27 protein-coding genes are annotated in these 25,219 nt (G+C 66.6%); 15 read left to right on the top strand and 12 right to left on the bottom strand.

From position 1 onward, the window contains the following. Window positions 1–85: 85 nt before the first annotated feature. From ABIE57_RS04570 to ABIE57_RS04555, 4 genes are all read right to left on the bottom strand, one after another. Complete coding sequence (locus ABIE57_RS04570; RefSeq protein ID WP_454283717.1) at window positions 86–844, bottom strand: TRAP transporter large permease subunit; 759 nt, start codon at window positions 842–844, stop codon at window positions 86–88. Further along, a complete protein-coding gene (locus ABIE57_RS04565; RefSeq protein ID WP_354537815.1) occupies window positions 844–1,398 on the bottom strand; it encodes a TRAP transporter small permease in 555 nt (184 codons plus the stop codon). Before ABIE57_RS04565 ends, ABIE57_RS04570 begins: the two co-directional genes overlap by 1 nt. A 114-nt stretch (window positions 1,399–1,512) precedes the next feature. After that, window positions 1,513–2,487 (bottom strand): TRAP transporter substrate-binding protein, encoded by a 975-nt coding sequence (locus tag ABIE57_RS04560; RefSeq protein WP_354537814.1) that lies wholly within the window; start codon window positions 2,485–2,487, stop codon window positions 1,513–1,515. A gap of 67 nt (window positions 2,488–2,554) precedes the next feature. Continuing rightward, window positions 2,555–3,739, bottom strand: coding sequence for a pyridoxal-phosphate-dependent aminotransferase family protein (locus ABIE57_RS04555; protein ID WP_354537813.1), 1,185 nt, complete (start codon window positions 3,737–3,739; stop codon window positions 2,555–2,557). A gap of 146 nt (window positions 3,740–3,885) precedes the next feature. Between ABIE57_RS04555 and ABIE57_RS04550 the strand changes: the two genes are divergently transcribed. The 3 genes from ABIE57_RS04550 (at window position 3,886) to selD (ending at window position 9,754) form a co-directional block, all read left to right on the top strand. Next, window positions 3,886–6,792 carry an FAD-binding and (Fe-S)-binding domain-containing protein gene (locus ABIE57_RS04550; protein WP_354537812.1) on the top strand — a complete coding sequence of 969 codons (2,907 nt, stop codon included), beginning with the start codon at window positions 3,886–3,888 and terminating at the stop codon, window positions 6,790–6,792. A 42-nt stretch (window positions 6,793–6,834) separates the two neighbouring features. Beyond that, window positions 6,835–7,494, top strand: a complete 660-nt coding sequence (locus ABIE57_RS04545) for a GntR family transcriptional regulator (RefSeq protein ID WP_354537811.1) — start codon at window positions 6,835–6,837, stop codon at window positions 7,492–7,494. An 88-nt stretch (window positions 7,495–7,582) separates the two neighbouring features. Next, window positions 7,583–9,754, top strand: coding sequence for a selenide, water dikinase SelD (selD, locus tag ABIE57_RS04540; protein WP_354537810.1), 2,172 nt, complete (start codon window positions 7,583–7,585; stop codon window positions 9,752–9,754). Window positions 9,755–9,767: 13 nt separating this feature from the next. On the opposite strand, the gene ABIE57_RS04535 is transcribed toward selD, so the two are convergent. The 6 genes from ABIE57_RS04535 to ABIE57_RS04510 all read right to left on the bottom strand — a co-directional run bounded on the left by ABIE57_RS04535 (window position 9,768) and on the right by ABIE57_RS04510 (window position 14,717). Continuing rightward, window positions 9,768–10,094, bottom strand: coding sequence for a DUF3775 domain-containing protein (locus tag ABIE57_RS04535; protein ID WP_354537809.1), 327 nt, complete (start codon window positions 10,092–10,094; stop codon window positions 9,768–9,770). Between the two features lie 64 nt (window positions 10,095–10,158). Continuing rightward, on the bottom strand, window positions 10,159–10,893 hold the full coding sequence (locus ABIE57_RS04530) for an SDR family NAD(P)-dependent oxidoreductase (protein WP_354537808.1): 735 nt from the start codon (window positions 10,891–10,893) through the stop codon (window positions 10,159–10,161). Beyond that, window positions 10,890–11,450: a DUF3833 domain-containing protein gene (locus tag ABIE57_RS04525; protein WP_354537807.1), complete on the bottom strand. Its 561-nt coding sequence runs from the start codon at window positions 11,448–11,450 to the stop codon at window positions 10,890–10,892. The genes ABIE57_RS04530 and ABIE57_RS04525 overlap by 4 nt, the downstream gene beginning before the upstream one ends. A gap of 2 nt (window positions 11,451–11,452) precedes the next feature. Continuing rightward, window positions 11,453–12,688 carry an MFS transporter gene (locus ABIE57_RS04520; RefSeq protein WP_354537806.1) on the bottom strand — a complete coding sequence of 412 codons (1,236 nt, stop codon included), beginning with the start codon at window positions 12,686–12,688 and terminating at the stop codon, window positions 11,453–11,455. After that, entirely contained in the window at window positions 12,685–13,443 is a 759-nt protein-coding gene (locus ABIE57_RS04515; protein ID WP_354537805.1) for a DUF1365 domain-containing protein, read from the bottom strand. Before ABIE57_RS04515 ends, ABIE57_RS04520 begins: the two co-directional genes overlap by 4 nt. Beyond that, window positions 13,440–14,717, bottom strand: coding sequence for an NAD(P)/FAD-dependent oxidoreductase (locus ABIE57_RS04510; RefSeq protein ID WP_354537804.1), 1,278 nt, complete (start codon window positions 14,715–14,717; stop codon window positions 13,440–13,442). Before ABIE57_RS04510 ends, ABIE57_RS04515 begins: the two co-directional genes overlap by 4 nt. 197 nt (window positions 14,718–14,914) lie before the next feature. Between ABIE57_RS04510 and ABIE57_RS04505 the strand changes: the two genes are divergently transcribed. From ABIE57_RS04505 to ABIE57_RS04495, 3 genes are all read left to right on the top strand, one after another. After that, complete coding sequence (locus ABIE57_RS04505; RefSeq protein WP_354537803.1) at window positions 14,915–15,496, top strand: sigma-70 family RNA polymerase sigma factor; 582 nt, start codon at window positions 14,915–14,917, stop codon at window positions 15,494–15,496. A 7-nt stretch (window positions 15,497–15,503) separates the two neighbouring features. Continuing rightward, the gene (locus ABIE57_RS04500) at window positions 15,504–16,151 is read left to right on the top strand and encodes a ChrR family anti-sigma-E factor (RefSeq protein ID WP_354537802.1); all 648 of its coding nucleotides are present in this window, start codon (window positions 15,504–15,506) and stop codon (window positions 16,149–16,151) included. 245 nt (window positions 16,152–16,396) lie between these two features. Next, complete coding sequence (locus ABIE57_RS04495; RefSeq protein ID WP_354537801.1) at window positions 16,397–17,011, top strand: LbetaH domain-containing protein; 615 nt, start codon at window positions 16,397–16,399, stop codon at window positions 17,009–17,011. A gap of 114 nt (window positions 17,012–17,125) precedes the next feature. Here the strand turns inward: ABIE57_RS04495 and phnF are convergent, their stop codons facing one another. Then, complete coding sequence (gene phnF / locus ABIE57_RS04490; protein ID WP_354537800.1) at window positions 17,126–17,836, bottom strand: phosphonate metabolism transcriptional regulator PhnF; 711 nt, start codon at window positions 17,834–17,836, stop codon at window positions 17,126–17,128. A gap of 102 nt (window positions 17,837–17,938) precedes the next feature. Between phnF and phnG the strand changes: the two genes are divergently transcribed. The 9 genes from phnG to phnN are packed head-to-tail and all read left to right on the top strand — an operon-like array spanning window position 17,939 to window position 24,523. Then, complete coding sequence (gene phnG / locus ABIE57_RS04485; RefSeq protein ID WP_354537799.1) at window positions 17,939–18,382, top strand: phosphonate C-P lyase system protein PhnG; 444 nt, start codon at window positions 17,939–17,941, stop codon at window positions 18,380–18,382. Next, complete coding sequence (gene phnH / locus ABIE57_RS04480; protein WP_354537798.1) at window positions 18,382–18,951, top strand: phosphonate C-P lyase system protein PhnH; 570 nt, start codon at window positions 18,382–18,384, stop codon at window positions 18,949–18,951. Before phnG ends, phnH begins: the two co-directional genes overlap by 1 nt. After that, complete coding sequence (locus ABIE57_RS04475; protein ID WP_354537797.1) at window positions 18,951–20,033, top strand: carbon-phosphorus lyase complex subunit; 1,083 nt, start codon at window positions 18,951–18,953, stop codon at window positions 20,031–20,033. Before phnH ends, ABIE57_RS04475 begins: the two co-directional genes overlap by 1 nt. Continuing rightward, window positions 20,030–20,659 carry an HAD family hydrolase gene (locus ABIE57_RS04470; protein WP_354537796.1) on the top strand — a complete coding sequence of 210 codons (630 nt, stop codon included), beginning with the start codon at window positions 20,030–20,032 and terminating at the stop codon, window positions 20,657–20,659. Before ABIE57_RS04475 ends, ABIE57_RS04470 begins: the two co-directional genes overlap by 4 nt. Next, window positions 20,656–21,528 (top strand): alpha-D-ribose 1-methylphosphonate 5-phosphate C-P-lyase PhnJ, encoded by an 873-nt coding sequence (locus ABIE57_RS04465; protein WP_354537795.1) that lies wholly within the window; start codon window positions 20,656–20,658, stop codon window positions 21,526–21,528. Before ABIE57_RS04470 ends, ABIE57_RS04465 begins: the two co-directional genes overlap by 4 nt. Continuing rightward, window positions 21,525–22,295 carry a phosphonate C-P lyase system protein PhnK gene (gene phnK, locus ABIE57_RS04460; RefSeq protein WP_354537794.1) on the top strand — a complete coding sequence of 257 codons (771 nt, stop codon included), beginning with the start codon at window positions 21,525–21,527 and terminating at the stop codon, window positions 22,293–22,295. The genes ABIE57_RS04465 and phnK overlap by 4 nt, the downstream gene beginning before the upstream one ends. 31 nt (window positions 22,296–22,326) lie before the next feature. Continuing rightward, window positions 22,327–23,283 (top strand): magnesium transporter CorA family protein, encoded by a 957-nt coding sequence (locus ABIE57_RS04455; RefSeq protein ID WP_354537793.1) that lies wholly within the window; start codon window positions 22,327–22,329, stop codon window positions 23,281–23,283. 11 nt (window positions 23,284–23,294) lie between these two features. After that, entirely contained in the window at window positions 23,295–23,978 is a 684-nt protein-coding gene (gene phnL / locus ABIE57_RS04450) for a phosphonate C-P lyase system protein PhnL (protein ID WP_354537792.1), read from the top strand. Then, window positions 23,975–24,523, top strand: coding sequence for a phosphonate metabolism protein/1,5-bisphosphokinase (PRPP-forming) PhnN (gene phnN, locus ABIE57_RS04445; RefSeq protein ID WP_354537791.1), 549 nt, complete (start codon window positions 23,975–23,977; stop codon window positions 24,521–24,523). The genes phnL and phnN overlap by 4 nt, the downstream gene beginning before the upstream one ends. On the opposite strand, the gene ABIE57_RS04440 is transcribed toward phnN, so the two are convergent. Continuing rightward, window positions 24,505–25,182, bottom strand: a complete 678-nt coding sequence (locus ABIE57_RS04440; protein WP_354537828.1) for a DUF1045 domain-containing protein — start codon at window positions 25,180–25,182, stop codon at window positions 24,505–24,507. The two genes, phnN and ABIE57_RS04440, sit on opposite strands and share 19 nt — an antisense overlap. Window positions 25,183–25,219 lie beyond the last annotated feature (37 nt).

Below are 25,219 nucleotides of genomic sequence, written 5' to 3'. Positions count from 1 at the left end.
CGTCCATACTCCCCTTATTTTACTGCCCCATCCGGCAAAGGCCGACCTCTTCGGGGCTTATCCGGAAACACTTCGGAATAGAGTGTCACACAACAATGGCTGCGATTACCGCCAGCCCCGCCGCCTCGGTCGCGGTGACATAGCCGCCGAAAATACCGCCAAGGATAATCACCGGCAGGGTGAAGGCGGGCAGCGCGTCGATGAAGGTCTCGCGCAGGCGGGGGATGTTGAACGCCTCTTCCGTGGGCAGGTTGTAGCGGCGGGCAAAGATATAGGCCACGAACATCAGTCCCGCAGCCCCCAGAAGCCCCGGCACCACGCCCGCGACGAAAAGCTGCTCGACCGAGGTATTGGCCGACGCGGCATAAAGGATCATCGGGATCGACGGCGGAATGATGATCGCCAATGAGGCCGAGGACGAGGTGACCGCCGCCGACAATTCCTTGGAATAGCCGCGTTTCTTCATCTGCGGAATGAGGATTGACCCCATGGCGGCGACATCTGCCACCGCCGAGCCCGAAATTTCGGCGAAAAACAGCGACACGCCGATATTGACCATGGCAAGGCCACCGCGCACGAAACCGATGATCGCCGAGACGAAATTGATCAGCCGGTCGGTGATGCCGCCCGCGTTCATGATCGCCCCCGCCAGCACGAACATCGGAATGGCGATGAGCGAGAACTTGGTCGCGCCACCATACATGTCGAGCGCGATGGTCACGAGGCTGCCCGCCCCTTCGGTCACCAGCAGGCCCAGCACGCCCGCGAGGGCGAGGGCGATGGCAATCGGCACATTGATGCAGATCATCGCCACGAGGGCCGCGAAAATCGCCAGCATCAGCATCACGCGCGCTCCTTGTTCTTGGCCAGTTCGGTCTCGACCTCTTCCTCGATCTCGGCATGTTCCAGCGACACCCCGCGCGCGGTCTTGGACCAGTAATCGGGCAGGCTGAGCAATTGGCAGATGATGAAGAGGATGGCCCCGATGGGGATCACCGATTGGGTGAATTGCACCGGCACCCATGTCAGAGAGGTGAGCGTGTCACCCGCCAGCACCTCCAGGACCTGAAACCCGGCCCGCGCCATCAACAGGAAAAACAGCAGCACCAGCGCCTCGCCCACCAGAACCGCGATCATCCTGAACCGTTTGGGGATGGCCAAAAGCACCGAGTCGAACCCGATATGCCGCCGGTGCAGCGCCGCAAGCGCCGAGCCGTAATAGGTGATCCACGCCAGCATGATCGCGGCCACCTCGTCATACCACGAAAAGCTTTGCCCCATCAGGCGGGCGATCACGGCAATGATCACGATGGCCGTGAGGCCGACCATCAAAAGCACCGTGATCCACTCCAGTAGCGTGCTTGCGATCCGGTTCGTTCGGTGAAGAAGAGCGTTCATTCGGGCCAGTCTTGCGCTGCATGGCTCCCCCCTGGCACGCGCGTGCCGGGAGAAGTCCATCTTTGGGGACAGGTAAACATCCGGCGACCCCGCTTAGGGCCACCGGATCGGCATTCAGCTTGCGTTGCCCAGACCTAGCACCGTGTCGATCAGTTCCTGCCCGCCCTCGACCTCGGCGGCGAAGGCGTCATAGACCGGCTTGGACGCGGCGATGAAGGCGTCCTTGTCGGCCTCGTTCACCTCGACCCCGGCGGCCTTGATCACCTCGAGCAGGTCGGTCTCCATCTGCGCCGCCGTCTCGTAGGTAAAGGTCTGCGTGTCAGCAGCGCAGTCCGACAGCACGGCCTTCACATCGTCCGGCTGTCCGTCAAACGCTCTCTTGGAGGTCAGGATATACGCCGGCGTATAGACATGCCCGGTGATCGAGAGATATTTCTGAACCTCCTGGAACTTGGCCGAGGCGATCTGGGCATAGGGGTTCTCCTGCCCGTCGATGACCCCTGTCTGGAGCGCGGTGAACACGTCCGAGAAGGACATCGGCGTCGGGTTGGCCCCGTATTGCTGGAACATCTTCACCCGCCATTCCCCATTGGGCGTGCGCAGCTTGATCCCCTTGAGATCCTCGGGCGTGTTGATCGGCCGTGTGTTGTTGGTGATGTGGCGAAAGCCGTTCTCGGCCAGCCCGACGATGTGATAGCCGTTGTCCTGCGCGGCGCTCTGGAAGGTGTCCATCATCGCGTCCTGCACCCGGCGCATATGGTCACGATCCTTGATGATATAGGGCATCTCGAAGATACCGAACACGGCATCAACCGAGGACATCACCGATGAAGGCAGCGCAAAATCCACCTGCCCCAGCTTGAGCTTCTGCAACAGTTCCTTGTCAGTGCCCAGCTGCGACGAACCGAAGGTCTGCACCTCGACCTTGCCGCCGGATTTCTCGGCCACGCAGGCGGCGAAATGGTTGGCCGTCGCCTCGAAAAGCGAGCCCGGCGCCCCGACATGGCCGAATTTCAGCGTTGTATCGGCGGCGGTCGCGGGCAGGGCCGCGAAACTTGCCACCACGGTTGCAATCAGTGTCTTTTTCATTGTCTTCCTCCCTTGGTTTCGTTTTGCCACACGGCTCCCCCCGGTGCGGCGGTCGTTCTGCGTCCGGTCAGGCGGCGGCGCGGGCGCTGTCGAATTTCCGGCCCAGCACCGCCATCGCCGCCTGAACGCCGCCCGCGCGATGCGGCACGCCTGCATCGCGCAGGCCCATTTCCACACCGGCCAGCGTGCCGATGAGCATCAGATCGTTGAAATCGCCCAGATGGCCGATCCGGAACACCCGGTCCGCCACTTTCGACAGGCCATTGCCAAGCGACATGTCGTAGTTGCGCAAGGTGACGGAGCGGAAATTGTCGGCGGAATGCCCCTCGGGCATCATCACGGCCGTCAGCACAGGCGAGCGATCCGAGGGCTTGTTGCACAGCACCTCCAGCCCCCATGCCTCGACCGCCGCGCGCGCCGCAGCGCCGTGCCGCTTGTGACGGGCAAAGACGGCATCAAGCCCCTCTTCCTCCAGCATGTCGATGGCCGCGTTGAGCCCGTAAAGCAGGTTGGTCGCGGGCGTGTAGGGGAAATAGCCGGTGTCATTCGGCCCGGCCATTTCCGCCCAGCTCCAGTAGGAGCGTTTGAGCGCGGCGTTTTCCGACGCCTTCATCGCCTTGTCGCTGACCGCGTTGAACGACAGGCCCGGCGGCAGCATCAGCCCCTTTTGCGAGCCGGAGACGGTCACATCCACGCCCCACTCGTCATGGCGATAGTCGATCGAGGCCAGCGAGGAAATCGTATCGACCATCAGAAGCGCCGGGTGGCCCGCCGCATCCATCGCGCGGCGCACGGCGGCCACGTCGGTGACAGAGCCGGTCGAGGTCTCGTTGTGCACGACGCAGACGGCCTTGATCTCGTGGCTGCGGTCCTCGCGCAACCGTGTCTCGATGGCACCTGCATCGGCCCCGCTGCGCCAGTCGCCGTCGATGAAGACCGGGTTCAGCCCCAGTTTTCCCGCCAGCTTTTGCCACAGCATCGCAAAATGCCCGGTTTCATACATCAGCACCGTGTCGCCGGGCGAGAGCGTGTTGACCAGCGCCGCCTCCCACGCACCGGTGCCCGAGGACGGGTAGATCACCACGCGCGCCTCTGTCCTGAAAATGCGCTTCATCCCCTCCAGCGCCTTGCGCCCGACATCGGCGAAGGCGGGGCCGCGATGATCCATCGTCGGATAATCCATCGCCCGCAGGATACGGTCGGGCACGTTGGACGGCCCCGGAATTTGCAGAAAGTGACGGCCAGCAGGCATAGGTTTTCCCCCCGAAAAATCACGGCGCTGTCGCGCAACGCAACCGGACATGGCAGGCCCGGACGAGCGTTAATTTTGTTGAATTGAATTCTGAATTCAATATTCTGTCAAGACACTATCTCAAGTCATCACCGGATCGGGGGATCATGCTGGACAGCGCCATTCAGGACCGCCTCCGCCGCGAGGTGCGCGGCGAAACGCATTTCGATGCCTTTTCGCGCGGCCGCTATGCCACCGACGCCTCGATCTATCAGATCATGCCCGCAGGCGTGATCGTGCCGCGCGCGGCCAGCGATATCGCCGCCGCCATTGACGCCGCACGCGAGGGCGGGTTGCCGCTGACGATGCGCGGCGGCGGCACCTCGCAATGTGGGCAGACGGTGAATTCGGGGCTGATCGTCGATTGCTCGAAATACCTTACCCGGATTCTGGAACTCGATGTGGCGGGGCGTCGCGCGGTGGTGGAACCGGGGATCGTTCTGGATGATCTGAACCGCGCGCTCAGGCCGCATGGCCTTTGGTTTCCGGTTGATGTCTCCACCGCCTCGCGCGCGACCATAGGCGGCATGGTGGGCAACAATTCCTGCGGTTCGCGCTCGCTGCGCTATGGCACGACGCGCGATAATGTGGAGCGGATCGAGGGGTTTCTCGCTGACGGAACCCCCTTCGATTTCGGCCCCGGATCGGGCAACCGCGTGCCCGAGGCGCTCTTGCGCCAGATGCTCGATCTGGGCGCGCGCGAGGCCGAAGAAATCGCCGCGCGCTTCCCGAAAGTGCAGCGCCGGGTGGGCGGCTACAATATCGATGCGCTGGTGCCCGGTGCGGCCCCCATCAACCTTGCCCATCTGCTGATCGGCTCCGAGGGCACGCTGGCCACGTCAACTGCCATCGAGATCAGGCTTTCGCCCCTGCCATCGAAAACCCGCGTCCTTGGCGTCTGCCATTTCCCCACGTTCCGCGCCGCGATGGAGGCGGCGAAACCGCTGGTGGCGCTTGGGCCGACGTCCGTGGAGTTGGTCGACTCGACGATGATCGACCTTGCCCGCGCGATACCCATCTATGCCAAGACGCTGGAGCAATTCGTGCGCGGCGCGCCTGCCGCGATGCTGCTGGTGGAATTCGCCGACAGCCCGCCCGAGAACGCCGAGAACATGGCGCACCTCAACGATACCATGGCGGATCTCGGCTATGGTTTCGGGCGCGGCGGCACCCATGAGGGCGGCGTGGTCGAGGTCTGGGATATGGCCCTTGCCGCCGAGATTGGCGAGTTGCGCAAGGCGGGCCTCAACATCATGATGTCGATGAAGGAGGCGGGCAAGCCCGTGTCCTTTGTCGAGGATTGTGCCGTGCCGCTTGATCATCTGGCGGATTACACCGACCGGCTGACAGAGGTATTCCATCGCCACGGCACCACCGGCACATGGTATGCCCATGCCTCCGAGGGCTGTTTGCATGTGCGCCCGGTCCTCAACCTCAAGCTGGAGCAGGACGTGCGCAAGATGCGCGAGATTGCCGAGGCGGCCTTTGCCATGGTGCGCGAATATAAAGGGTCGCATTCCGGCGAGCATGGCGACGGCATCGTGCGCTCGGAATTTCACGGCGCGATGTTCGGGCCGCGCATCCTGCGCGCGTTTGAAGAGGTCAAGGCGGCCTTCGATCCCGACGCCCGCCTCAACCCCGGCAAGATCGTCCATGCGCCGAAAATGGATGACCGGACACTGATGCGCTATCCGCCGGGCTATGATTTCGCGGACCTGAAGACCGGGCATGACTGGTCGGAGTGGACCGGCGCGGGCGGCGGGTTTCAGGGCGCGGTGGAGATGTGCAACAACAACGGTGCCTGCCGCAAGCTGGCGGGCGGCGCGATGTGCCCCAGCTACCGCGTGACCCGCGACGAGCGCGACGTGACGCGGGGCCGGGCCAACACGCTGCGGCTGGCGCTATCGGGGCGCTTGGGCAAGGATGCGCTTTTCTCCGACGAGATGGCCGAGACGATGAAGCTGTGTGTCGGCTGCAAGGCGTGCAAGCGCGAATGCCCGACCGGCGTGGACATGGCGAAGATGAAGACCGAGGTGCTTTATCAGCGCGGGCAAAAGCTGGGCTTCGGCCTGCGCGCGCGGCTGATTGCCGAGATGCCGCGCTATGCGCGCGTGGCCGTGGCGCTGCGTTGGCTCTTCGTGCTGCGCAACCGGGTGCCGATGCTTGCGGCGCTGAGCGAGCGGCTGACCGGGCTGGCCGCCGCGCGCTCCCTGCCTCTGTTTCGGGGGGATTTCTTCAAGGATGCGGAGATCAAGCGCGCCCGGTCCACGGCCAAGGCGGGCAAGGTCATTCTCTTCACCGACACGTTCAACCGCTGGATGGAGCCGGAGATCCCCCGCGCCGCACTGCGCGTGCTGGTGCGCGCGGGTTACGAGGTGATCGCCGCCCATGCCCCCGGTCGCCCGCTTTGTTGTGGCCGCACCTATCTGGCGGCGGGGATGATCGGGCAGGCCCGCGCCGAGGCGCAGCGCACGCTTGACGCCCTCCTGCCGCATGTCCGCGCGGGCGTGCCGGTGGTGGGACTGGAGCCGTCGTGCCTCCTGACGCTGCGCGACGAGTTTCTCACGCTTTTGCCGGGCGAGGACGCCCGGCTACTGTCCCAAAACGCCTATCTCTTCGAGGAATTCGTCACCCGCGAGGCACAGGCCGGGCGGCTGGATCTGCCGCTGGCCGATCTGGGCCAGACCGCCCATGTCCACGGCCATTGCCATCAGAAGGCGGCAGGGGTGATGGGCGATATGGGCGCGGCGCTGGCGTTGATCCCCGGCCTTGACCCCAAGACCATCGAGAGCAGTTGTTGCGGCATGGCGGGGGCCTTTGGCTATCAGGCGGAAACCATGGACGTATCGCTGAAAATGGGCGAATTGTCGCTTCTGCCCGCCGTGCGCGCCGCCGCGCCCGATGATATCGTGATCGCCAACGGCACCTCCTGCCGGCACCAGATCGCCGATGGCACCGGGCGGCGCGCCAATCATATCGCGGAAATCTTCGACCGGGCGTCGGAAATTCTGTAAGGGAGGGCCGCAACGATGGATAACCACGGCCCGGAGGCCCCGATGACCGCCCTCAAACCCGATCCGATCGGCCGCACGGCACTGGCCGTCGAGATCACCAACCGCCTGCGCCAGATGATCCTCGAGGGCCAGTTGCGTCCCGGTGAGAAAATCAACGAAAAGGCGCTGACCGAGCAGTTCGGCGTCTCGCGCACGCCGCTGCGCGAGGCGCTCAAGGTGCTGGCCGCCGAGGGGCTTCTGGACCTGATCCCGCATCGTGGCGCCGTCATCACCCGCCAAAGCGAAGCCGAACTGGCCGAGGTCTTTCGTGTGCTTGCCGCGCTCGAGGGGCTGGCGGGCGAACTGGCCGCCGAAAATGCGGATGACGCCGCTCTGAGCGCGATTTCCGCGCTCACGCGCGATCTGCGCGCGACCTATGACAAGGCCGACCGCCCGACCTATTTCCGGATCAATCAGGCGATCCACAAGGCGGTCCTTTCGGCGGCGGGCAATGACACGCTTTTGCGCGCGCATGAGTTGCTTGCCTTCCGCGTTCAGCGCGCTCGCTATCAGGCCAACCTGACACCGGAGCGCTGGCGCGCCGCCGTTGAGGAACACGAGGACATCGCGGCCGCGCTGCTGGCGCGTAACGCCGAGCGCGCGGGTCGGCTGATGAAGCAGCATCTGCTGCGGAAATTCGACGCCATCCGCGCCAAGGGCTGACAGGCAAGAGCTGTCCGCGACCGTATCGCATCTTTCCGCACGGCGGGATGTGTCGTAGACCGCGCCACATGGCCAGGATACACCCCGCATGAAACACAGCCCCGTCCCCCTGTCGCGCGATCTCGTGCTGATCGGCGGGGGCCATGCGCATGCGCTCGTGCTGCGGATGTGGGGCATGGACCCGCTGCCCGGCGCGCGGCTGACGGTGATCGACCCCAACCCGGTTGCCCCCTATACCGGCATGTTGCCGGGGTTGGTGGCGGGGCATTACCGGCGCGAGGAACTGGAGATTGATCTGGTGCGGCTGGCGCGGTTTGCCGGCGCGCGGCTGATTGTCGGAGCGGTCACAGGGATTGATGCGATCACGGGCCGGGTGACGGTCGCGGGGCGCGGCGAGATCGGCTATGACGTGGCCTCGGTCGATGTGGGGATCCACTCGGGGATGCCACGGGTGCCGGGGTTTTCCGAGCATGGGATTGCCGCCAAGCCGCTTGGCCCCTTTGCCGGGGCGTGGGAGGCGTTTCTGGGCCGGGTGGCCCAAGGGGCCGCCCCGCAGGCGGCGGTGATCGGCGGCGGCATTGCCGGGATCGAACTTGCGATGGCGATGGCCTTTCGGTTGACGGGTGTCACGGGGCAGGCAGAGGTCACGCTTCTTGAACGGGAGGCGGTGATTGCGCCGGATGCACCGGTGATCCGACCGCGCCTGATGCGCGCCTGTGCGGCGGCGGGGGTGCGGATCGTGACGGGCGTCGCGGTGTCGGAGGTGACGGCCACGGGCGTGGCCCTCGGCGATGGCCAGGTGATTGCGGCAGGGTTTGTCGCGGGGGCGGCAGGGGCGCGCGCCCATGGCTGGCTGGCCGGGACGGGATTGCCGGTCACGGCGGACGGGTTCTTGCGCGTGGGTGCCGATTTGCGGGTCGAGGGGCAGGAGGCGCTCTTTGCCGCGGGCGATTGCGCGCATCTGACCCATGCGCCGCGCCCCAAGGCCGGGGTTTACGCGGTGCGCGCCGCCCCGGTGTTGCGCGACAATCTGCGCGCGGTGCTGAGCGGCGGCAGGATGCGGGCGTTTCATCCGCAGCGCGATTATCTCAAGCTCATCTCATTGGGGGAAAAGTCCGCCTTGGCCGAGAAGATGGGCCTGGCCTTTGGCGGGCCTTTGCTCTGGCGACTGAAGGATCGGATCGACCGCAAGTTCATGGCGCAATTCAGGGAAATGCCCGCTATGGCCTCTGTCGAGGGGCCGCGCGTGCGGGCCTTGGGCGGTATGGGACCCGAGCCGCTTTGCGGCGGGTGCGGGGCCAAGGTGGCACCGGGCGTATTGGCAACGGTGCTCGCAGCAGAGCCGCCCGACACGCGCCCCGACGTGCTGACCGGGCCGGGCGACGATGCGGCGGTCATCACGGTGGGGGGCGTGCGACAGGTGCTGACCACGGATCACCTGCGCGGCTTTACCGAGGATCCCGGCGTGATGGCCCGGATCGCCGCGCTGCACGCGCTTGGCGATATCTGGGCGATGGGGGCCAAGCCGCAGGTGGCGCTTGTGTCCGTCACGTTGCCGCGCATGTCCGAGGCGTTGCAGGCGCGCAGCATGACCGAAATCATGGCGCAGGCGGGGGACGCCCTGCGCGCGGCGGGGGCCGGGATCGTGGGCGGGCATTCCACCATGGGCGCAGAGGCAAGCATCGGCTTCACGCTGACCGGACTTCTGGAGCGCGACGCTGTCACGATGGCGGGCGCACGGCCCGGTGACGCGCTGATCCTGACGCGGCCCATCGGGTCCGGCGTGCTTCTGGCCGCCGAAATGCGCGGTCAGGCATCCGGGCGCGATATCGCGGCCCTGCTCGGGATCCTGCAGGTGCCGCAGGGGGATGCGGCGGAGATTCTGGCCGGCGCGCGGGCGATGACGGATGTGACCGGCTTTGGCCTTGCCGGGCACCTGATGGCGATCTGCCGCGCCTCTGGCGTCGGGGCCGAGGTCGATCTGGCGGCGGTGCCGGTCTATCCGGGGGCCCTGGCGCTGGCGGAGGCGGGCGTGCGGTCCACCATCTGGGCGGCGAACATGGCCGCCGCACCCGTCGAGGGTGGCACAGGCGCGGCACGCGATCTGTTGCACGATCCGCAGACGGCAGGCGGGCTGCTTGCCGCAGTCGAGGCCGCAGAAGCGGATGCGATCCTTGCGCAACTGCACAAGGCCGGTCACGACGCCGCGCGCATCGGCCACGTCACGGCAGGGTCTGTCGCTATTTCATGCCGCCCCTGAGGCAGGGCACGGATCACCCGCCCCGGATCAATTCGTCCTCGTCATCCTGTGCCGACAGCCCGAGCGCATCGAGCCCGTTTTCAAGATGGTCCGACAGGTGCGGCGTGCCGATGAGGTAATCGGCGCAAGGCGTCGTCGCCTCCTCATAGGCGGTGCGCTTGGCCTCTTCGATCTCTTCGGCCTCGAAGCTGCCGCGCCCGATCCACATGACGGCGACAAGGCTGGCCTGTTCCTCTTCGGTCAAGCGGTCGATGAAGGCGCGCAACTCCCCCTCGGCGCGGTCAAGCTCTCGCGCCATAAGGACGACATGCGCAATCTTGTGAACGGTGATATCAAGCATGGCGGGCCTCCCTTGGCGCATGGTGCCACAGCTTTGACCGCGCGCCGAGACCCTTTCCTTGATCTCACGCAAATAATCGGTAATAGGCCCAATCCGGCAGGAAACGCGAGAGCCGGAAGACATAGGAAAAGAGGCGCGGGAAGCTGCGCTGAAAGGCATTCTCGTCGCACATCAGTTCGAACATGTGCTGCGCGGCCTGCTCAGGCGTCATCAGGAAGGGCATCGCAAAGGCGTTCTTGTCGGTGAGCCGCGTCTTGATGAAGCCGGGATTGGCCAGTTGCACGCGCACGCCCGTGCGCCACAGATCGGCGCGCAGGCTCTCGGCAAGGCTCATCACCCCGGCCTTGGACGCGGCATAGCCCATCGCCCCCGGCAGCCCGCGGAACCCGGCAAGCGAGCCGGTCAGCACGATATGGCCTGCGTCGCGCGCCACCATGGCAGGCAGCACCGCGCCGATCACCCGCGCGGCCCCGGTGAAATTCACATCCGCCATGGCGACGAACTGCTCGGCGTCCAGCCCCTGCGCGGGCATCGGCCAGTAAACCCCGGCGAGGAACACCACCCCGTCGATCTGTCCAAGGCTGGTCGCCGCCTGCGATACGGCGGCGCTGTCCTGCACATCGACGGGCAGCCCCTGCGCACGTCCCGGCAGGGCGGCGGCCACCTCGGCACAGCGCGCGGCGTTGCGCCCCGAGACGATCACCTCGGCCCCGGCGGCGCTGATACGCTCTGCCAGCGCCGCGCCCAGCCCCTCGGTCGCGCCCACCAGCCAGTAGCGCTTGCCGCCCCAGCCGCTCATGGCTCCACCCGGCGCATGGTGGCGACAAGCTCGGCCACCTTGATCCCGAACTTGCGGAACTGGCTGCGGTTGACGATCACACCGCCGGGGGTCAGATACATCCAGTCGGTGACCGAGAGCACATGCCCCCCCGCCTCGCGCGGCAGGCGGATCCGGTAATCGAGCCGCGCAGCCGCCCCGGATTGCTGGCCGGTGCCGAGGCCCACCAGATCCTCGGCCTCGGCGCGGATCGAGCCGTCATTGCCAAGCGTCAACTGCCATTCACGGTCCTGCTTGCGCCCGCTGTCATAGCGGAAATGCTCGCGCATCACGCCACGATTGCCCTGCCATTCGGCCTCGAAATCCGCATCGAACCGCGAGGCGACCCGGCCAAGCGGGCCATAGATCACGCCTTCACACTTGATCGGGCCGCGCAGGTGTTCGCGCAGGTCGAGCCGGGGTCCGGCCCCGGCATAATCCTCGGGGCGTTGCGCGGCGAACCCGGCGAGGCGCGCGCGCAGCAGCACAAGCCCCAGCATCACCAGCGCACCAAAGAGCATCCACAGGACAGCCTCCATCTTCATCGCCTCCTTTCATCCAGATCCATGCGCGCCAAAAGTGCGACCGCACCAAGTTTGAGCAGGCAGGGCACCCCGCCATAGAGCATCGCCAGCAATCGCAAGGCCGCCTCGTCATTCTGTGTGCCGGCCCGAAACCCGCCCGCCTCGAGCGTGGGCAGCACCGCCACTGCTGCCAGCGCCAGCGTGAATTTCGACACGAAGGCCCAGAGGCTGAACCCTTCGGCCGCGCCGGGGGCCACCTCGGCCATGCGCCGCGCGAAAAGCGCGGGCAAAAGCGTCATGTCCGCCCCCGTCGCCGCCCCCGAGATCACGCAGATGAGCGCAAAGGCCAGCGTGTCCCCCTCCCCGAGCGTCACCGCCCAGCCAAACGCCGCGATGGACAGGAGCATGGCGGCAAGCAGCATCCGCTTCGCGCCATAGCGCTCGGCCAGCGCGCCCCAGAGCGGGGCAGCCAGCGCCGCGCAGAGGAAGAAGAGGAGCAGATAGGCCCCCTCCCACCCCGGCGCGTCAAGGCGGCTCTCGACGAAGAAGAGAAACAGCGTCGAGGTGATCGCCACGGGCGCGGCATTCACGAGCGCGATCAGCAACAGCCTGCGCGCCAGGGCGTCGCGCAAGACCGGCCCAAAGCCCGTGGCAGCAACGCGCACGCCCTGCCACTCGCCCGCCATGGCGAGCCAGGCGACAAGGGCCAGCGCCGCAAAGGCAACCGCAAAGCCCACATAACCGCCAAGCGCCAGCGGGGCGACCGCCGCCGCACAGATGCCCAGAAGCGCGCCGGTCTCCCGCCAGCGGGCAAGGCGCAGATACCCCGCCTCGGGCAGGCGATCCGCCGCCGCGACGCCTTCGGCGTAAAAGCAGATGGTCAGGAAACTGAAGGCGGTGAACACGACCGACAGCATCAGCGCGAACCACCAGAGCGGCGCAATCGGCGGGGTGACGGCGAACAGTCCCAGCATCCCCCCCGCGATAAGAACCACCGCCACGCTGACGGCCATCCCGCGCACCGCGCTCAGCCGCGCGGCAAGCCAGCCAAGGGCCGGATCCTGCACCACGTCGATGAGGCGCAGCACGAAAAGCGCCGTGCCCAGCGCCGCGAGCGACACACCATGCGCATCGGCATACACCTTGGGCGCGTGGATATAGAGCGGCAAGCCCGCCGCTGCGAGCATCGCGGCAAAAAGCGCCCAGGACGGCAGGCGCGGGGCCGTCGTCGCGCCAAGGGCAATGGTGCTCATCGGCTGGCCTCATCCTTGGGCGGCGCGGGGCGCGAGCGAAACCGCGCGCCCTTCCACCAGAGCCGCAGCGCCTGCCAATGAATGAGCGCCAGCACCCGGCGCGATCCGAACGGGCGGCGCAGCGCCGCCCCCAGTATCCCCCGCAGGCGCAAGGGTGCTACCGGCCCGGTCAGCGTCGCCACCACCCCGCCATTGCCCGCCGTCAGGTCGATCCAGATGCCGATGCGGTCCGCGCGCAGATCAAAGCGAAACTCATACTGCCCCTCCACCGGCTGAAACGGCGAGACGTGAAAGCATTTTCGCGCGTGGAGCCGGTCCGTGGCGGTGATCGGCGCGTGATCGTCTCGGTGGCACAGATAGGAATGACGGTCGCCATAGGTATTGGTCACTTCGGCGATGATCACGGGCACCGCGCCTGCCTCATCGCGGCAGATCCAGAACGAGACCGGGTTGAACACATGGCCCAGCACGCGCGGCTGCGCCAGCAACTCGATCCGTGCGGGCGCGGGCAGGCCATGGGCGGCCAGCACCTCGCGCACCCAGAGCGCGCCCCTCCCCTTACCCGGTTCGCCGCCGTGATCCCTGTCATGCAGCGATATGAGCCCGGCACGGTTGCGCCCGAAGAGACGCAGGCCGCGCGGTGCCGCGGCCTCAGCGTCGAGCAGCAGGTAATCCACGCCGTAGCGAAAGGCGTTCTCGACCGCGCCCTTGCGCCCGTGCCAGGTCTGACCGGCGATATGGGCCACCTCGTTCATTCGGCGGCCACAGACCGCGTGTCGCGCGCAAGGATCGCGTCGGCCACCTCAAGCCCGCTCCACAGGCCGTCCTCGTGAAACCCGTGCCGCAGCCACGCGCCGCAAAACCACGTGCGCCGCCGCCCGTTGCCCGCGCGCACGCGCTCCTGCGCCGCCATCGCCGCCAGATCGTAGACCGGGTGGCGGAGCGTGACCTGGTCGTAGATCAGTTCCTCGCGGATCGGGCGGGTGGTGTTAAGGGTCACGAAATGCGGATCGCTTTCCGGGATCGGCTGAAGGCTGTTCATCCAGTAGGTGAGGTCGATCTGGCCCGCGCGCTTGACGCGCGCCTCGGTGTAGTTCCACGACGACCAGACGGCGCGGCGGCGCGGCATGAGCGAGGCATCGGCGTGGAGCGTGATGTCATTGGGCTGATAGGCGATGGCCCCCAGATCGGCGCGCTCGGTCTCGTCGGCGTCCGACAGCATCCTCAGGCTGTCATCGGAATGGGCGGCGAGGATCACCTCGTCGAAACGCTCCCACGCGCCACCCTCGGCGCGCACCTCTACCGCGTCAGCGCGGCGGAGGATGCCCGCGACCGGTGCGCCGAGGCGAAACGCCACGCCCGCGCGGCGCATCGACGCCTCAAGCCGCGCGACATGGGCGCGCGAGCCGCCCTCCACGGTGAACCACTGATGCTGCTCGTCATAGCCAAGAAGCCCGTGATTCTTGAAGAACTGCACCAGCGCGCGCGCCGGGAAATCGAGGATCCTCTCCACCGGCGTGGACCAGATCGCCCCGGAGAACGGCGCGAGGTAATAGTCGCGAAACCAGCGGCCAAGGCGCATCTTCCGGATCAATCCGCCGATGCTCAGCCCCGCCTCCTCCGACGCGGCAAGGGCACCTGCGTTGAAGCGGAAGATATCGCGCAGCATCAACAAGTGCCGGGGGTCGAGCGCGCGCGCGGGTTGCGCAAAGTAAGAGCGTGCGCCTTGCAGGCCATACTCGAACGCGCCATCCCGGAACGATGCGCCGAAACTCATGTTGCTGGGCACCACCGGCACGCCGAGCCGCTCGAACATCGCGGTCAGATTGGGATAGGTGGCGTAGTTGAACACGATGAACCCGGTATCGACCGGCTGATCGCCGCGCTTGCCCGCCATCACCGTGCGCGCATGCCCGCCAAGACGCGGCTCGGCCTCGAAAAGCGTGACATGATGACGCCCGGCCAACCGTTCGGCGGCGCCCATGCCGCTGATACCGGCACCGATCACGGCAATCTTTCTGGGGGTCATGGGCGGGAACCTGCTGATGTTGTTGTTGCGATCATTACGCGGAAGGTGCGTTTGCGGATTAGAATGATCACCCCTGCGCGCAAAGTGATCCGGGGGCATTTTGTCCACGTAACAGGATTATGTTGATGAATGCCACATCGGCGCAAGCCGCACCTGTGCCCTCGCTCGCCACGGCGGCGCGTGTTAAGCCTCGGTGCATGAAGAAGAGAGTGACGGAAACCGACGTGGCATCGACGGACGCGAACAACCAGAACGAGGATTGGGTGGCGTGCATGGCCCTCATACGCGACGCGGGTGACGAGGCGGCCTTTGCCCGCCTGTTTTCGCATTTCGCGCCGCGCGTGAAAGGGTTCCTGATGCGCTCTGGGGCCGATGCTGCGCTGGCCGAGGAAGTGGCGCAAGACGTGATGGCGACGCTCTGGCGCAAGGCGCACCTGTTCGATCCCGCGCGCGCCTCGGTGGCGACGTGGATCTTCACCATTGCACGCAACCGCCGCATCGACGTGCTGCGCCGCGCCAGGCGTCCCGAGCCCGAAGACCTGTCCTGGGGGCCCGAACCCGAGCCCGATCAGGCCGATGTGCTGGCCCTGCAACAGGAAAGCGAACAGCTTGGCCGTGCGCTGGCCACCCTGCCCGAGAAACAGCGCGTGCTGATCGAAAAGGCCTATTTCAGCGATCTCAGCCATTCCGAGATTGCCGAACAGACCGGCCTGCCGCTCGGCACGATCAAATCCCGAATCAGACTGGCGCTCGACAGGCTGCGCCACGCAATGAAGTGAAGTCCCCATGACCCAGATCAAGCATCACCTTACCGACGCGCTCCTGATGGCCTATTCCGCCGGGTCCCTCCCCGAGGCGTTCAGCCTGACCGTGGCCACGCATATTTCCATGTGCGACGAATGTCGCGCGCGGCTAGGGGCCTTTGACACCGTTGGTGGTTCGCTGCTGGAGGAAGTGGCGACCCCGATGGCCGAGGACAGCCTTGCCGCTACCATGGCGCGTATCCGGGCGGGTGCCGGGACGGAGCGCGAGCGCCCCGCGCCGAGAAAGTCCGGCCTGCTGCCCGCGCCGCTGCGCGATTACGTGGGCGGCGATCTCCAATCGGTGCGCTGGCGACCCATCGGCATGGGCGTCAAACAGGCGATCCTGCCCACGGCGAAAGACGCCACCGCGCGGCTTCTCTACATTCCCGCCGGGGCTGCGGTGCCCGATCACGGCCACCGGGGCACCGAACTGACGCTGGTGCTTCGGGGCGCGTTCGTTGACGAGACCGCGCGCTTTGGCCCCGGCGATATCGAGGTGGCGAATGAAGCGATGGATCACATGCCGGTGGCCGATATCGGGGACGATTGCATCTGCCTTGCGGCGACCGATGCGCCGCTGCGGTTCCGCGCGCTGATGCCGCGGCTTGCACAACCTTTCCTGCGGATTTGAGGGGCGGGCACGCCCGTCTGGTCATGACCGGCGGCACTGCGAGATTGTTGTCGGCGTTCTGAAGCGCGACCGGAAACCGCGCCATGCGATCATGTCCATGGCACAACCGATTGACCCGGAGACAGTCGGCGGTCTCAACCGGTCGGCGCAGCCAAGACGGTGCCATCGTAGTTGGCATGTCATGAAAGCCTGTTAGTCTATCCAAGGCGCAGCGGTTTCGTCTGCTTCATGATCGGGGGTGCCGGATGGCGGAATTGCGGGCTGACGGGGCGGTGATCCACCCCGATTGCGAGATCACCGATTGCGAGTTTGGCGCCTTCACCGAGATCGGGCGCGGCAGCCGTCTCGCGCATGTGGCGATGGGGGATTATTCCTATTGCGACCGGGTCTGTGACCTGGCCAATGCCGAGATCGGCAAATTCGCCAATATCGCCAGTTTCGTGCGCGTGGGGGCGACGGATCATCCACTTGACCGCGCTTCGCTGCATCATTTCCTCTACCGCTCGGCGAGTTACTGGGAGGATGCGCCAGACGATACCGACTGGTTCGCTCGACGGCGCACCCGCGTGGCGCGGATCGGGCATGACACCTGGATCGGGCACAACGCGCAGGTCAAACCCGAGGTGACGGTGGGCCATGGCGCGGTGATCGCGGCGGGGTCGGTGGTGACGCACGACGTGGCCCCTTACATGATCGTGGCAGGCGTGCCCGCGCGACCCTTGCGCGCGCGGCTGTCCCCCGATCTGGCGGAACGGATGATGGCGCTGGCATGGTGGGACTGGGATCATGCGCGGCTGCGTGCGAGCCTTGACGACTTCCGCGCGCTGTCGGCGGCCGAGTTCATCGAGAAACATGCATGAAAAAGGGACGGCCCGAAGGCCGCCCCGGCTGATTCTAAAAACACACTTGTAATTGGGACTGGCAATGCCCGTCTGATAGGCCGGTTCTGTAACGGGCAGGTGACGCGGCCGTGATTATTCCGCGTCGAGGGTGAAGGTGATCCGCTCTCCGGCGAACCACGCGCGACCGTATTCGACCGGCACGCCATCCCCATCCACGTTGATCGTCGTGGTGCGCAGGATCGGCGCGCCGGGAGCGATCTGAAGGTGGCGCGCCTGACTTTGTGTGGCGAGTTTCGCAGTCAGGCGGGTCGAGGCGCGGGTATAGTCCGGCAGGCCGCACTCGACGAGGGCAGCGGTGATCGAGCGGTGCCGCCTCAGCGCCTCGGGCAGGCTGGGAAAACGATCAGCCGGAAAGAGACTCTGGAAGAGCGAGAGCGGCATCCCGTCGGCCAGCGAAAGCCCGTCACAGACATGAACCGGCGCGCCGGGGGAAAGGTGCAGCGCCTCGGCCTCGGTCGGTGCGACGCTGCGGGTCTCGATAGCTAGGATTTCGCGGGCGGGCGCACGACCGGCTGCGCGCAGGTTCTGGTGAAAGCGCACGCGCTTGCCCAAGGGGTAATCGGTCGGACGATGCGCGACAAAGGCCCCGGCCCCGCGCCGCGTATGGATCGTCCCTGCCTCGGCCAGCGCCCCGAGCGCGCGGCGCACGGTGTGGCGGTTGACGGCAAAGCGCGCGGCAAGCGCAGCCTCGGTCGGCAGTTTGTCGCCGGGGCGATAGCGCCCGGCGGCGATGTCGCCGCGCAGGCTGTCGTGAATGGTGCGCCAGAGCGGATCGGGGGTCATGTCACAGAAGTTTCACCTTGGGATGGCTTGTCGGACAGGATCGGGTCGGGTATTGATTTGTCTAGTTGTATAGTAACTCCGACAAATCGACAAGGTGTCTACGTGACCAAAAACCTGGACCGGGCCGGATGGATGGGATTGCTGGCGCGCGCGCGGGCCGGGGATGTCGCGCGGCTGGTGGCGGGTATCGGCGACCTGCCCGATCACCACTGGCTGCGCCCGCCCGAAACCGGCACCGTGATGATGCGCGGCCGCACCGGGGCCACGGGCGCACCGTTCAACCTTGGAGAAATGACAGTAACGCGCTGTGCGTTGCAGTTGGGGTGCGGCACGACAGGACACGGCCATGTGCAGGGGCGCGACAAGGGGCATGCGCGCGACGCCGCACTGGTCGATGCGCTGATGCAGGGCGCGCGTGCCGAAGATGTCCGCGCCGGGGTGCTTGCCCCGCTGGCCGAGGCCGAGGCGGCACGACGTGCCGCGCGCGCCCGCAAGGCGGCGGCGACGAAGGTGGAATTCTTCACCATGGTGCGGGGAGAGGATTGATGCAGGCAGCGGCACTGTCAGGCGGGTTTTCCGACCCCTCGACCGATGGGGCGCGGGCCTTCCGCGCGGTGATGCAGGCGATGGCGCGGCCCGGTCGCATCGAGCGCCTGGCGGGTGCCGCACCGCCCGCGCCGATGTCCGTGGCGGCGGGGGTGGTGGCGCTCACGCTGTGCGATCCCGATACGCCGGTCTGTCTGGCGGGGGCGCTCGACTGCGCCGCCGTGCGCGGCTGGCTCGCGTTCCATACCGGTGCGCCGGTGGTCGGGCGGCAGGCGGCGGTCTTTGCCTTTGGCGAGTGGCAGGCGCTGATGCCGCTCGACGGCTATGCCATGGGCACGTCGGAATACCCCGACCGCTCGGCCACCCTCATCGTCGAGCTGGCGCGGCTGGAGGCGGCGGGCGCACAGCTTTCCGGGCCGGGGATCGACGGGGTGTCGGCGCTGTCCCTGCCCGAGGTTGCGGCATTTCAGGCGAATGCAGCGCGCTTTCCTCTGGGGCTCGATTTCATCTTTTGTTGTGGCGAGCGGCTGGCCGCGCTGCCGCGCAGCACGCGCGTGGAGGCAGGCTGATGTATGTTGCGGTCAAGGGCGGTGAGCGGGCCATCGAGGCGGCGCATGACTGGCTGGCCGAAGAGCGGCGCGGTGCGCAAGACGTGCCCGAGCTGAGCGTGGCGCAGATCCGCGAGCAGATGGCGCTGGCGGTCAACCGGGTGATGGCCGAGGGCTCGCTTTATGATCCGGACCTGGCGGCGCTGGCGATCAAGCAGGCGCGCGGCGATCTGATCGAGGCGGTGTTTCTGATCCGGGCCTATCGCACCACGCTGCCGCGCTTCGGTGCGTCCCGACCGGTGGACACGGGCGCGATGCGCTGCGAGCGGCGCATTTCGGCAACCTTCAAGGATGCGCCGGGCGGGCAGGTGCTTGGCCCCACGTTTGACTACACGCACCGGCTGCTGGATTTCGCGCTGGCCGCCGAGGGCACGGAACCGCTGCCTGCGCCCGAGGCCCCGGCGCGGGCGGGCGATGTGCAGCATGTGGCGGGATTTCTCGGGCGCGAGGGGCTTATCCAGGGCGAGCCGCCCGTCGAGGATGTGCCGCCCGACCTGACCCGACAACCCATGGACCTGCCCGCCAACCGAGCTCTGCGCTTGCAGGCGCTGGCGCGGGGCGACGAGGGGTTCCTCCTGGGTCTCGCCTATTCGACGCAGCGCGGCTATGCGCGCAGCCACGCCTTTGTGGCTGAGTTGCGCATCGGCGCGGTGGCGGTCGAGATGGAGATCCCCGAGCTTGGCTTCGCCATCGAGCTGGGTGAGGTGGTGCTGACCGAATGCGAGACCGTCAACCAGTTCACCGGCTCGAAATCCGAGCCGCCGCAATTCACCCGTGGATATGGCCTTGTCTTCGGGCAGACCGAGCGCAAGGCGATTGCCATGGCGCTGGTGGATCGCGCGCTACGCTGGAAAGAGCTTGGCGAAGAGGATGAGGGCGCGCCCGCGCAGGACGAGGAATTCGTGCTGATGCATTGCGACAATATCCAGGCCACCGGGTTTCTCGAACATATCAAGCTGCCGCATTACGTCGATTTCCAGAGCGAGCTTGAATTGATCCGCAAACTGCGCCGCGAGGCCGGTGACGGACGGGAGGCAGAATGAGTATTTGTGGAAGGATGAAGCCGGGGGCGGTGGTTGTTTTTGACATCGGCAACGTGCTGATCCGCTGGGATCCAAGGGCGGCGTTTCGTCATGCAGTCGGCAGCGACGCCGAAATCGACGCGCTGTTCGACGCGGTGGGGTTTTACGACTGGAATTATGCCAATGACCGGGGGCGCGCCCGTATGGATGCGGTGGCCGCGATTGCCGCGCGCTGGCCGCAACATGCCGGGGTGATGGCGGGCTATTTCGACCGGTTTGGCGAGACCATCCGCACACCTATCAACGGGACATGGGAAATCATCGCGGCACTGCGCGCGCGGGGGGTGCGCCTCTGGGCACTGACGAATTTCTCGGCCGATACATGGCCCGAGGCGCTGCGGCTGCATCCTCAGCTCGGCGCGGTATTCGAGGGGATCGTGGTGTCGGGCCATGAGGGCATGGTGAAGCCCGAGCGGGCGATTTTCGATCTTCTGTGCGCGCGGGCGGGCGTGAGGCCGGAGGCGTGTTTTTTTACCGATGACAGTGCGGAGAACGTGGCGGGGGCGCGGGCGGCGGGCTGGCAGGCGCATCTCTTCGATGGGCCGGACGGGTTGCGCGCGGCATTGCGCGAAAGGGGATTGCTGTGAGCGACTACAATTTCGCCTATCTCGACGAGCAGACCAAGCGGATGATCCGGCGCGCGATCCTCAAGGCGCTGGCGATCCCCGGCTATCAGGTTCCGTTCGCCAGCCGCGAGATGCCGATGCCCTATGGCTGGGGCACGGGTGGCGTGCAGGTGACGGCGGCGTGCCTCACCCCCGAGGACCGGCTCAAGGTGATCGACCAGGGGGCGGATGACACCACGAATGCGGTTTCCATCCGCAAGTTCTTCGAGCGCACGGCAGGCGTGGCCGTGACCGAGGAGACGGCGCGCGCGAGCCTTATCCAGACCCGCCATCGCATCCCCGAGGCGCCGCTCACCGAGGATCAGGTCCTGGTCTACCAGGTGCCGATCCCTGAGCCGCTGCGATTTCTGGAACCGCGCGAGACCGAGACGCGCAAGATGCACAGCCTCGAAGAATACGGCCTCATGCATGTCAAGCTTTACGAGGATATCAGCCGCCACGGCGCGATCTCGACAGCCTACGCCTATCCGGTGAAGGTCGAGGGGCGCTATGTGATGGATCCGTCGCCGATTCCGAAATTCGACAATCCCAAACTCTCGGACTGCCCGGCGATTCAGCTTTTCGGGGCCGGGCGCGAGCAGCGGATCTATGCGCTGCCGCCTTATACGAAAGTTGTCAGCCTCGATTTCGAGGATCATCCGTTCGAGGCGAGCAAAGCAGATGCGCCCTGCGCGCTCTGCGCGTCCGAGACGAGCTATCTCGACGAGGTGATCGTCGATGATGCCGGCGGGCGGATGTTTGTCTGTTCCGACACCGATCATTGCCGGGCGCGGCGTGCGGCGGGGCATATCGGGGCCGAGGGTGCGCCCTTTGAGGAGGCTGGCGCATGACCCCGCTCTTGCAGGTGCGCGAGGTGGCGAAGTTCTACGGGTCCCGCCGGGGCTGCGAGGGGGTGAGTTTCGATCTCTGGCCCGGGGAGGTGATGGGGATCGTGGGCGAGAGCGGATCGGGCAAATCGACGCTGCTGGCGTGTCTCTCGGGGCAGATGGAACCGGACCGGGGCGCGGTGATCTATGACACGCGCGACCGCGGACCGGTGGACACGCGCGCGATGTCGGAGCCCGAGCGGCGGATGCTGATGCGCACCGACTGGGCGCTGGTGCATCAGAACCCGCGCGACGGGCTGCGCATGGGGGTCTCGGCGGGGGGCAATGTGGGCGAGCGGCTGATGGCCGTGGGGGCGCGGCATTATGGCGATATCCGCGAACGGGCGATCGACTGGATGGGCCGGGTCGAGATTTCCGCCGACCGGGTCGATGACCGCCCCACGGCCTTTTCCGGCGGGATGCAGCAGCGGCTTCAGATCGCGCGCAATCTTGTGACCGGTCCGCGCCTTGTGTTCATGGACGAGCCGACCGGCGGCCTTGATGTCAGCGTGCAGGCGCGGCTTCTCGATCTCTTGCGCGGGCTGGTGCGCGAGATGGGGCTTTCGGCCGTCATCGTCACCCATGACCTGGCAGTGGTGCGGCTTCTGGCGGACCGGCTCATGGTGATGAAGGATGGCCGCGTGATCGAGGCCGGGCTGACCGATCAGGTGCTCGACGATCCGCAGCACGGGTATACGCAGCTTCTCGTCAGTTCGGTCTTGCAGGTATAAGCATGGTGGCATTGACAAAAGGAGAGCACCGATGATCACTGCCTATGCGCGCGAGGGCGAGGGGCTACGCGCTCTTGACAATGGCGATGCGACCGCGCCGATCTGGATCGACCTTTATCAGCCCGATGCGGACGAGCTTGCGCTTGTCTCCGGGCGCAGCGGGGTTGACCTGCCGACGCGCGCCGATCAGGAGGAGATCGAGCAATCCTCGCGGCTCTATCTCGAAGACGGGGTGCCGGTGATGACGGCGCTTTTGCCGTCGCAGGCGGGCAGCGAGGCGATGCAGGTGGGGCCGGTTACCTTCGTGCTGCGGCCCGCGCAGTTGATCACCATCCGCCACCATGCGCCGCGCCCGTTCACGACCTTCCCCGGTCGCGCCGACAAGGCCTCGCTCGGCTGTGCCAGTGCCGAGGCGGTGCTGGTGGGGCTCTTGGAAGAGATCATCGACCGGCTGGCGGATATCACCGAACAGACCGGGCGCGAGATCGACACCATCTCGCGCCGCCTGTTCGGAGCCAAGAAGCTGAGCACCGAGGATCACCGTGCGGCGCTCCGTGAAATCGGGGCAACTGATACCCGCGTGATGCAGCTCCGAGAGAGCCTGATGACGCTGGAGCGCTTGCTGGGCTTTCTCGCACCGGTCTTTGACAAGCTGCGCTCGGGCAAGGTGCTGCGGGCGATGCTCAAGACCCATTACCGCGACGCGCACACGATCGCGGAACACGCAAGCTATCTGCAACAGAAGACGGCACTTTTGCTCGATGCCACGCTGGGGATGATCAATATCGAGCAGAACGCGATCATCAAGATTTTCTCGGTCGTGGCGGTAGCGTTCCTGCCGCCGACGCTGGTGGCGTCGAGTTATGGCATGAACTTTGTCCATATGCCCGAACTGGAATGGACCCTCGGCTATCCGATGGCTTTGGGGCTGATGGTGCTCTCGGCGGCGGTGCCCTTGTGGTTTTTCCGCAGGCGTGGATGGCTCTGAAAGGAAACGGGATGATTGCGGTCGAGGCGGCAGACAAGAGTTTCACGCTGCACAATCAGGGCGGCGCGGTCATCAAAGTGATGGCGGGCGCGCATCTGCGGGTGGAGCCTGGTGAATGCGTGGCGCTGACCGGAGCCTCGGGCGCTGGCAAATCGACGCTGATACGGATGATCTACGGAAATTACCGCGCGAATGCCGGGCGGATCATGGTGGGCGCGGTCGATGTGGCGCAGGCGGCCCCGCGCGAGATCATCGCGCTGCGCCGCGAGGTTCTGGGATATGTGAGCCAGTTCCTGCGTGTGGTGCCGCGTGTGCCGACACTGGAGGTGGTGGCCGAACCGCTGCTTGTTCTGGGCGTGGCGCGGGCCGAGGCGCTGGACCGCGCAGAGGCGTTGCTTGTGCGGCTCAACATCCCCGCGCGCCTCTGGTCACTGAGCCCCACGACCTTTTCGGGTGGCGAGCAACAGCGGGTGAACATCGCGCGCGGCTTTGCCCATGACTACCCGGCGCTGCTGCTCGACGAACCGACGGCGAGCCTCGATGCGGAAAACCGTGAGGCGGTCATGTGCCTGATCGAGGAGGCCAAGGCGCGCGGCGCGGCGATCCTCGGGATATTCCACGACGAGGGGGCGCGGGCGCGGGTCTGCGACCGCGAAGTGGATGTGTCGGGCTTCGCGGCCGGTGCGGCGGCATGACCCGTGGCCGGTTCATCGCCGTGGTCGGGCACTCGGGCGTGGGCAAGGACACGCTGATGCGCGCCATGGCCGAGGCGCGGCCCGCCCTGCGGCGGGTGCGCCGGGTGATCACGCGCCCCGCCGACCCGGATGGCGAGGGGCACGAGGCCGTGAGCGAACCGGAATTCGACGCGCGGCTCAGGGATGGCGGTTTTGCGCTGCACTGGCGGGCGCACGGGCTGCAGTATGGCGTGCCGGTCGGGGTCTGCATGGACCTGGCGCAGGGGCGTGACCTTCTGGTCAACCTCTCGCGCACGGTGCTGGCCGAGGCGCAGGCGCGATTTCAGCCCTTCCTTGTCCTGCATCTGACCGCAGATCCGGGTGTTCTGGCGGCGCGGCATGCGGGGCGCGGGCGCGAGACGGACGAAGATATCGCCGAGCGCCTCGGCGGCGCGGCGCAAGAGCTGCCCGAGGGGGTGGGGCCGGTGGTGACGCTCGACGCCGGCGCGCCGGTCGAGAGGCTGGCCCGCGCCGCGCTCAAGGCGCTTCATGCGGTCAGGGTGTGACGGTGGATCAGGTGAAACCGCCCCTCCCGATCCTCGCCCATGAGCGACAGCGCATCGATCACGAAGGGGCGCAGCAGGAGCGGTGTGAGGATGGGCGCAAGCGTGGCCTGCACGACATCGAGCATGTCGGGCGGCAGGGTGCCGGTGAGAGTGATGTGAAAGCGGAAGGCGTCCATGACATAAGGATAGCCCCAGTCGCGCAGGTTGGCCTCAAGGTCCGGCGAGAGCCCCTTGCCGCGACGGCGCGCAAACTCAGCCTCGGGCAGGGGCGCGCGGTATGGCTCGAACGCGCGCACCGTGTCGGCGGCGAGCGTGTTGAGCGCGCGGTCATCCCCCACGGGCCGCAACGCGAGGAACCGGCCAAGCCGCGCAAGTTCGAGCGTATCGAGCGCGACCGGGGCGCGGCCCGCGCAAAAGGTGCCGAGCGCCTCGGCGAGGGCCTCTTCGCTCTGGCCGGGGGCGAGGCGAAAGGGCGGCTTCATCGTCGCGTGCAGCCCGTATTTGCGCGGTGTGGCGGTGATCTCGGCCAGCGGCAGGTCCATCGCGGGATGGGCGCAAGGCGCACCGTGCACCGGGTCCCAGCCCAGCCAGGACGCGCCGAACGCGGCGAGCGGCCCCGGCGCGGGTGTGAAATAAATGGCGTAGCGGGTGAAGGGCATCGGGCATTTCTCCACGATCGCGGAAAGGCATGAGAGC

The sequence above is a fragment of the Roseovarius sp. MBR-6 genome (assembly GCF_040547525.1).
In the GTDB taxonomy this organism is placed as follows: domain Bacteria; phylum Pseudomonadota; class Alphaproteobacteria; order Rhodobacterales; family Rhodobacteraceae; genus Roseovarius.
The sequence above is the reverse complement of the archived record's forward strand: the minus strand, read 5'-3'. Positions and strand labels throughout refer to the sequence as shown.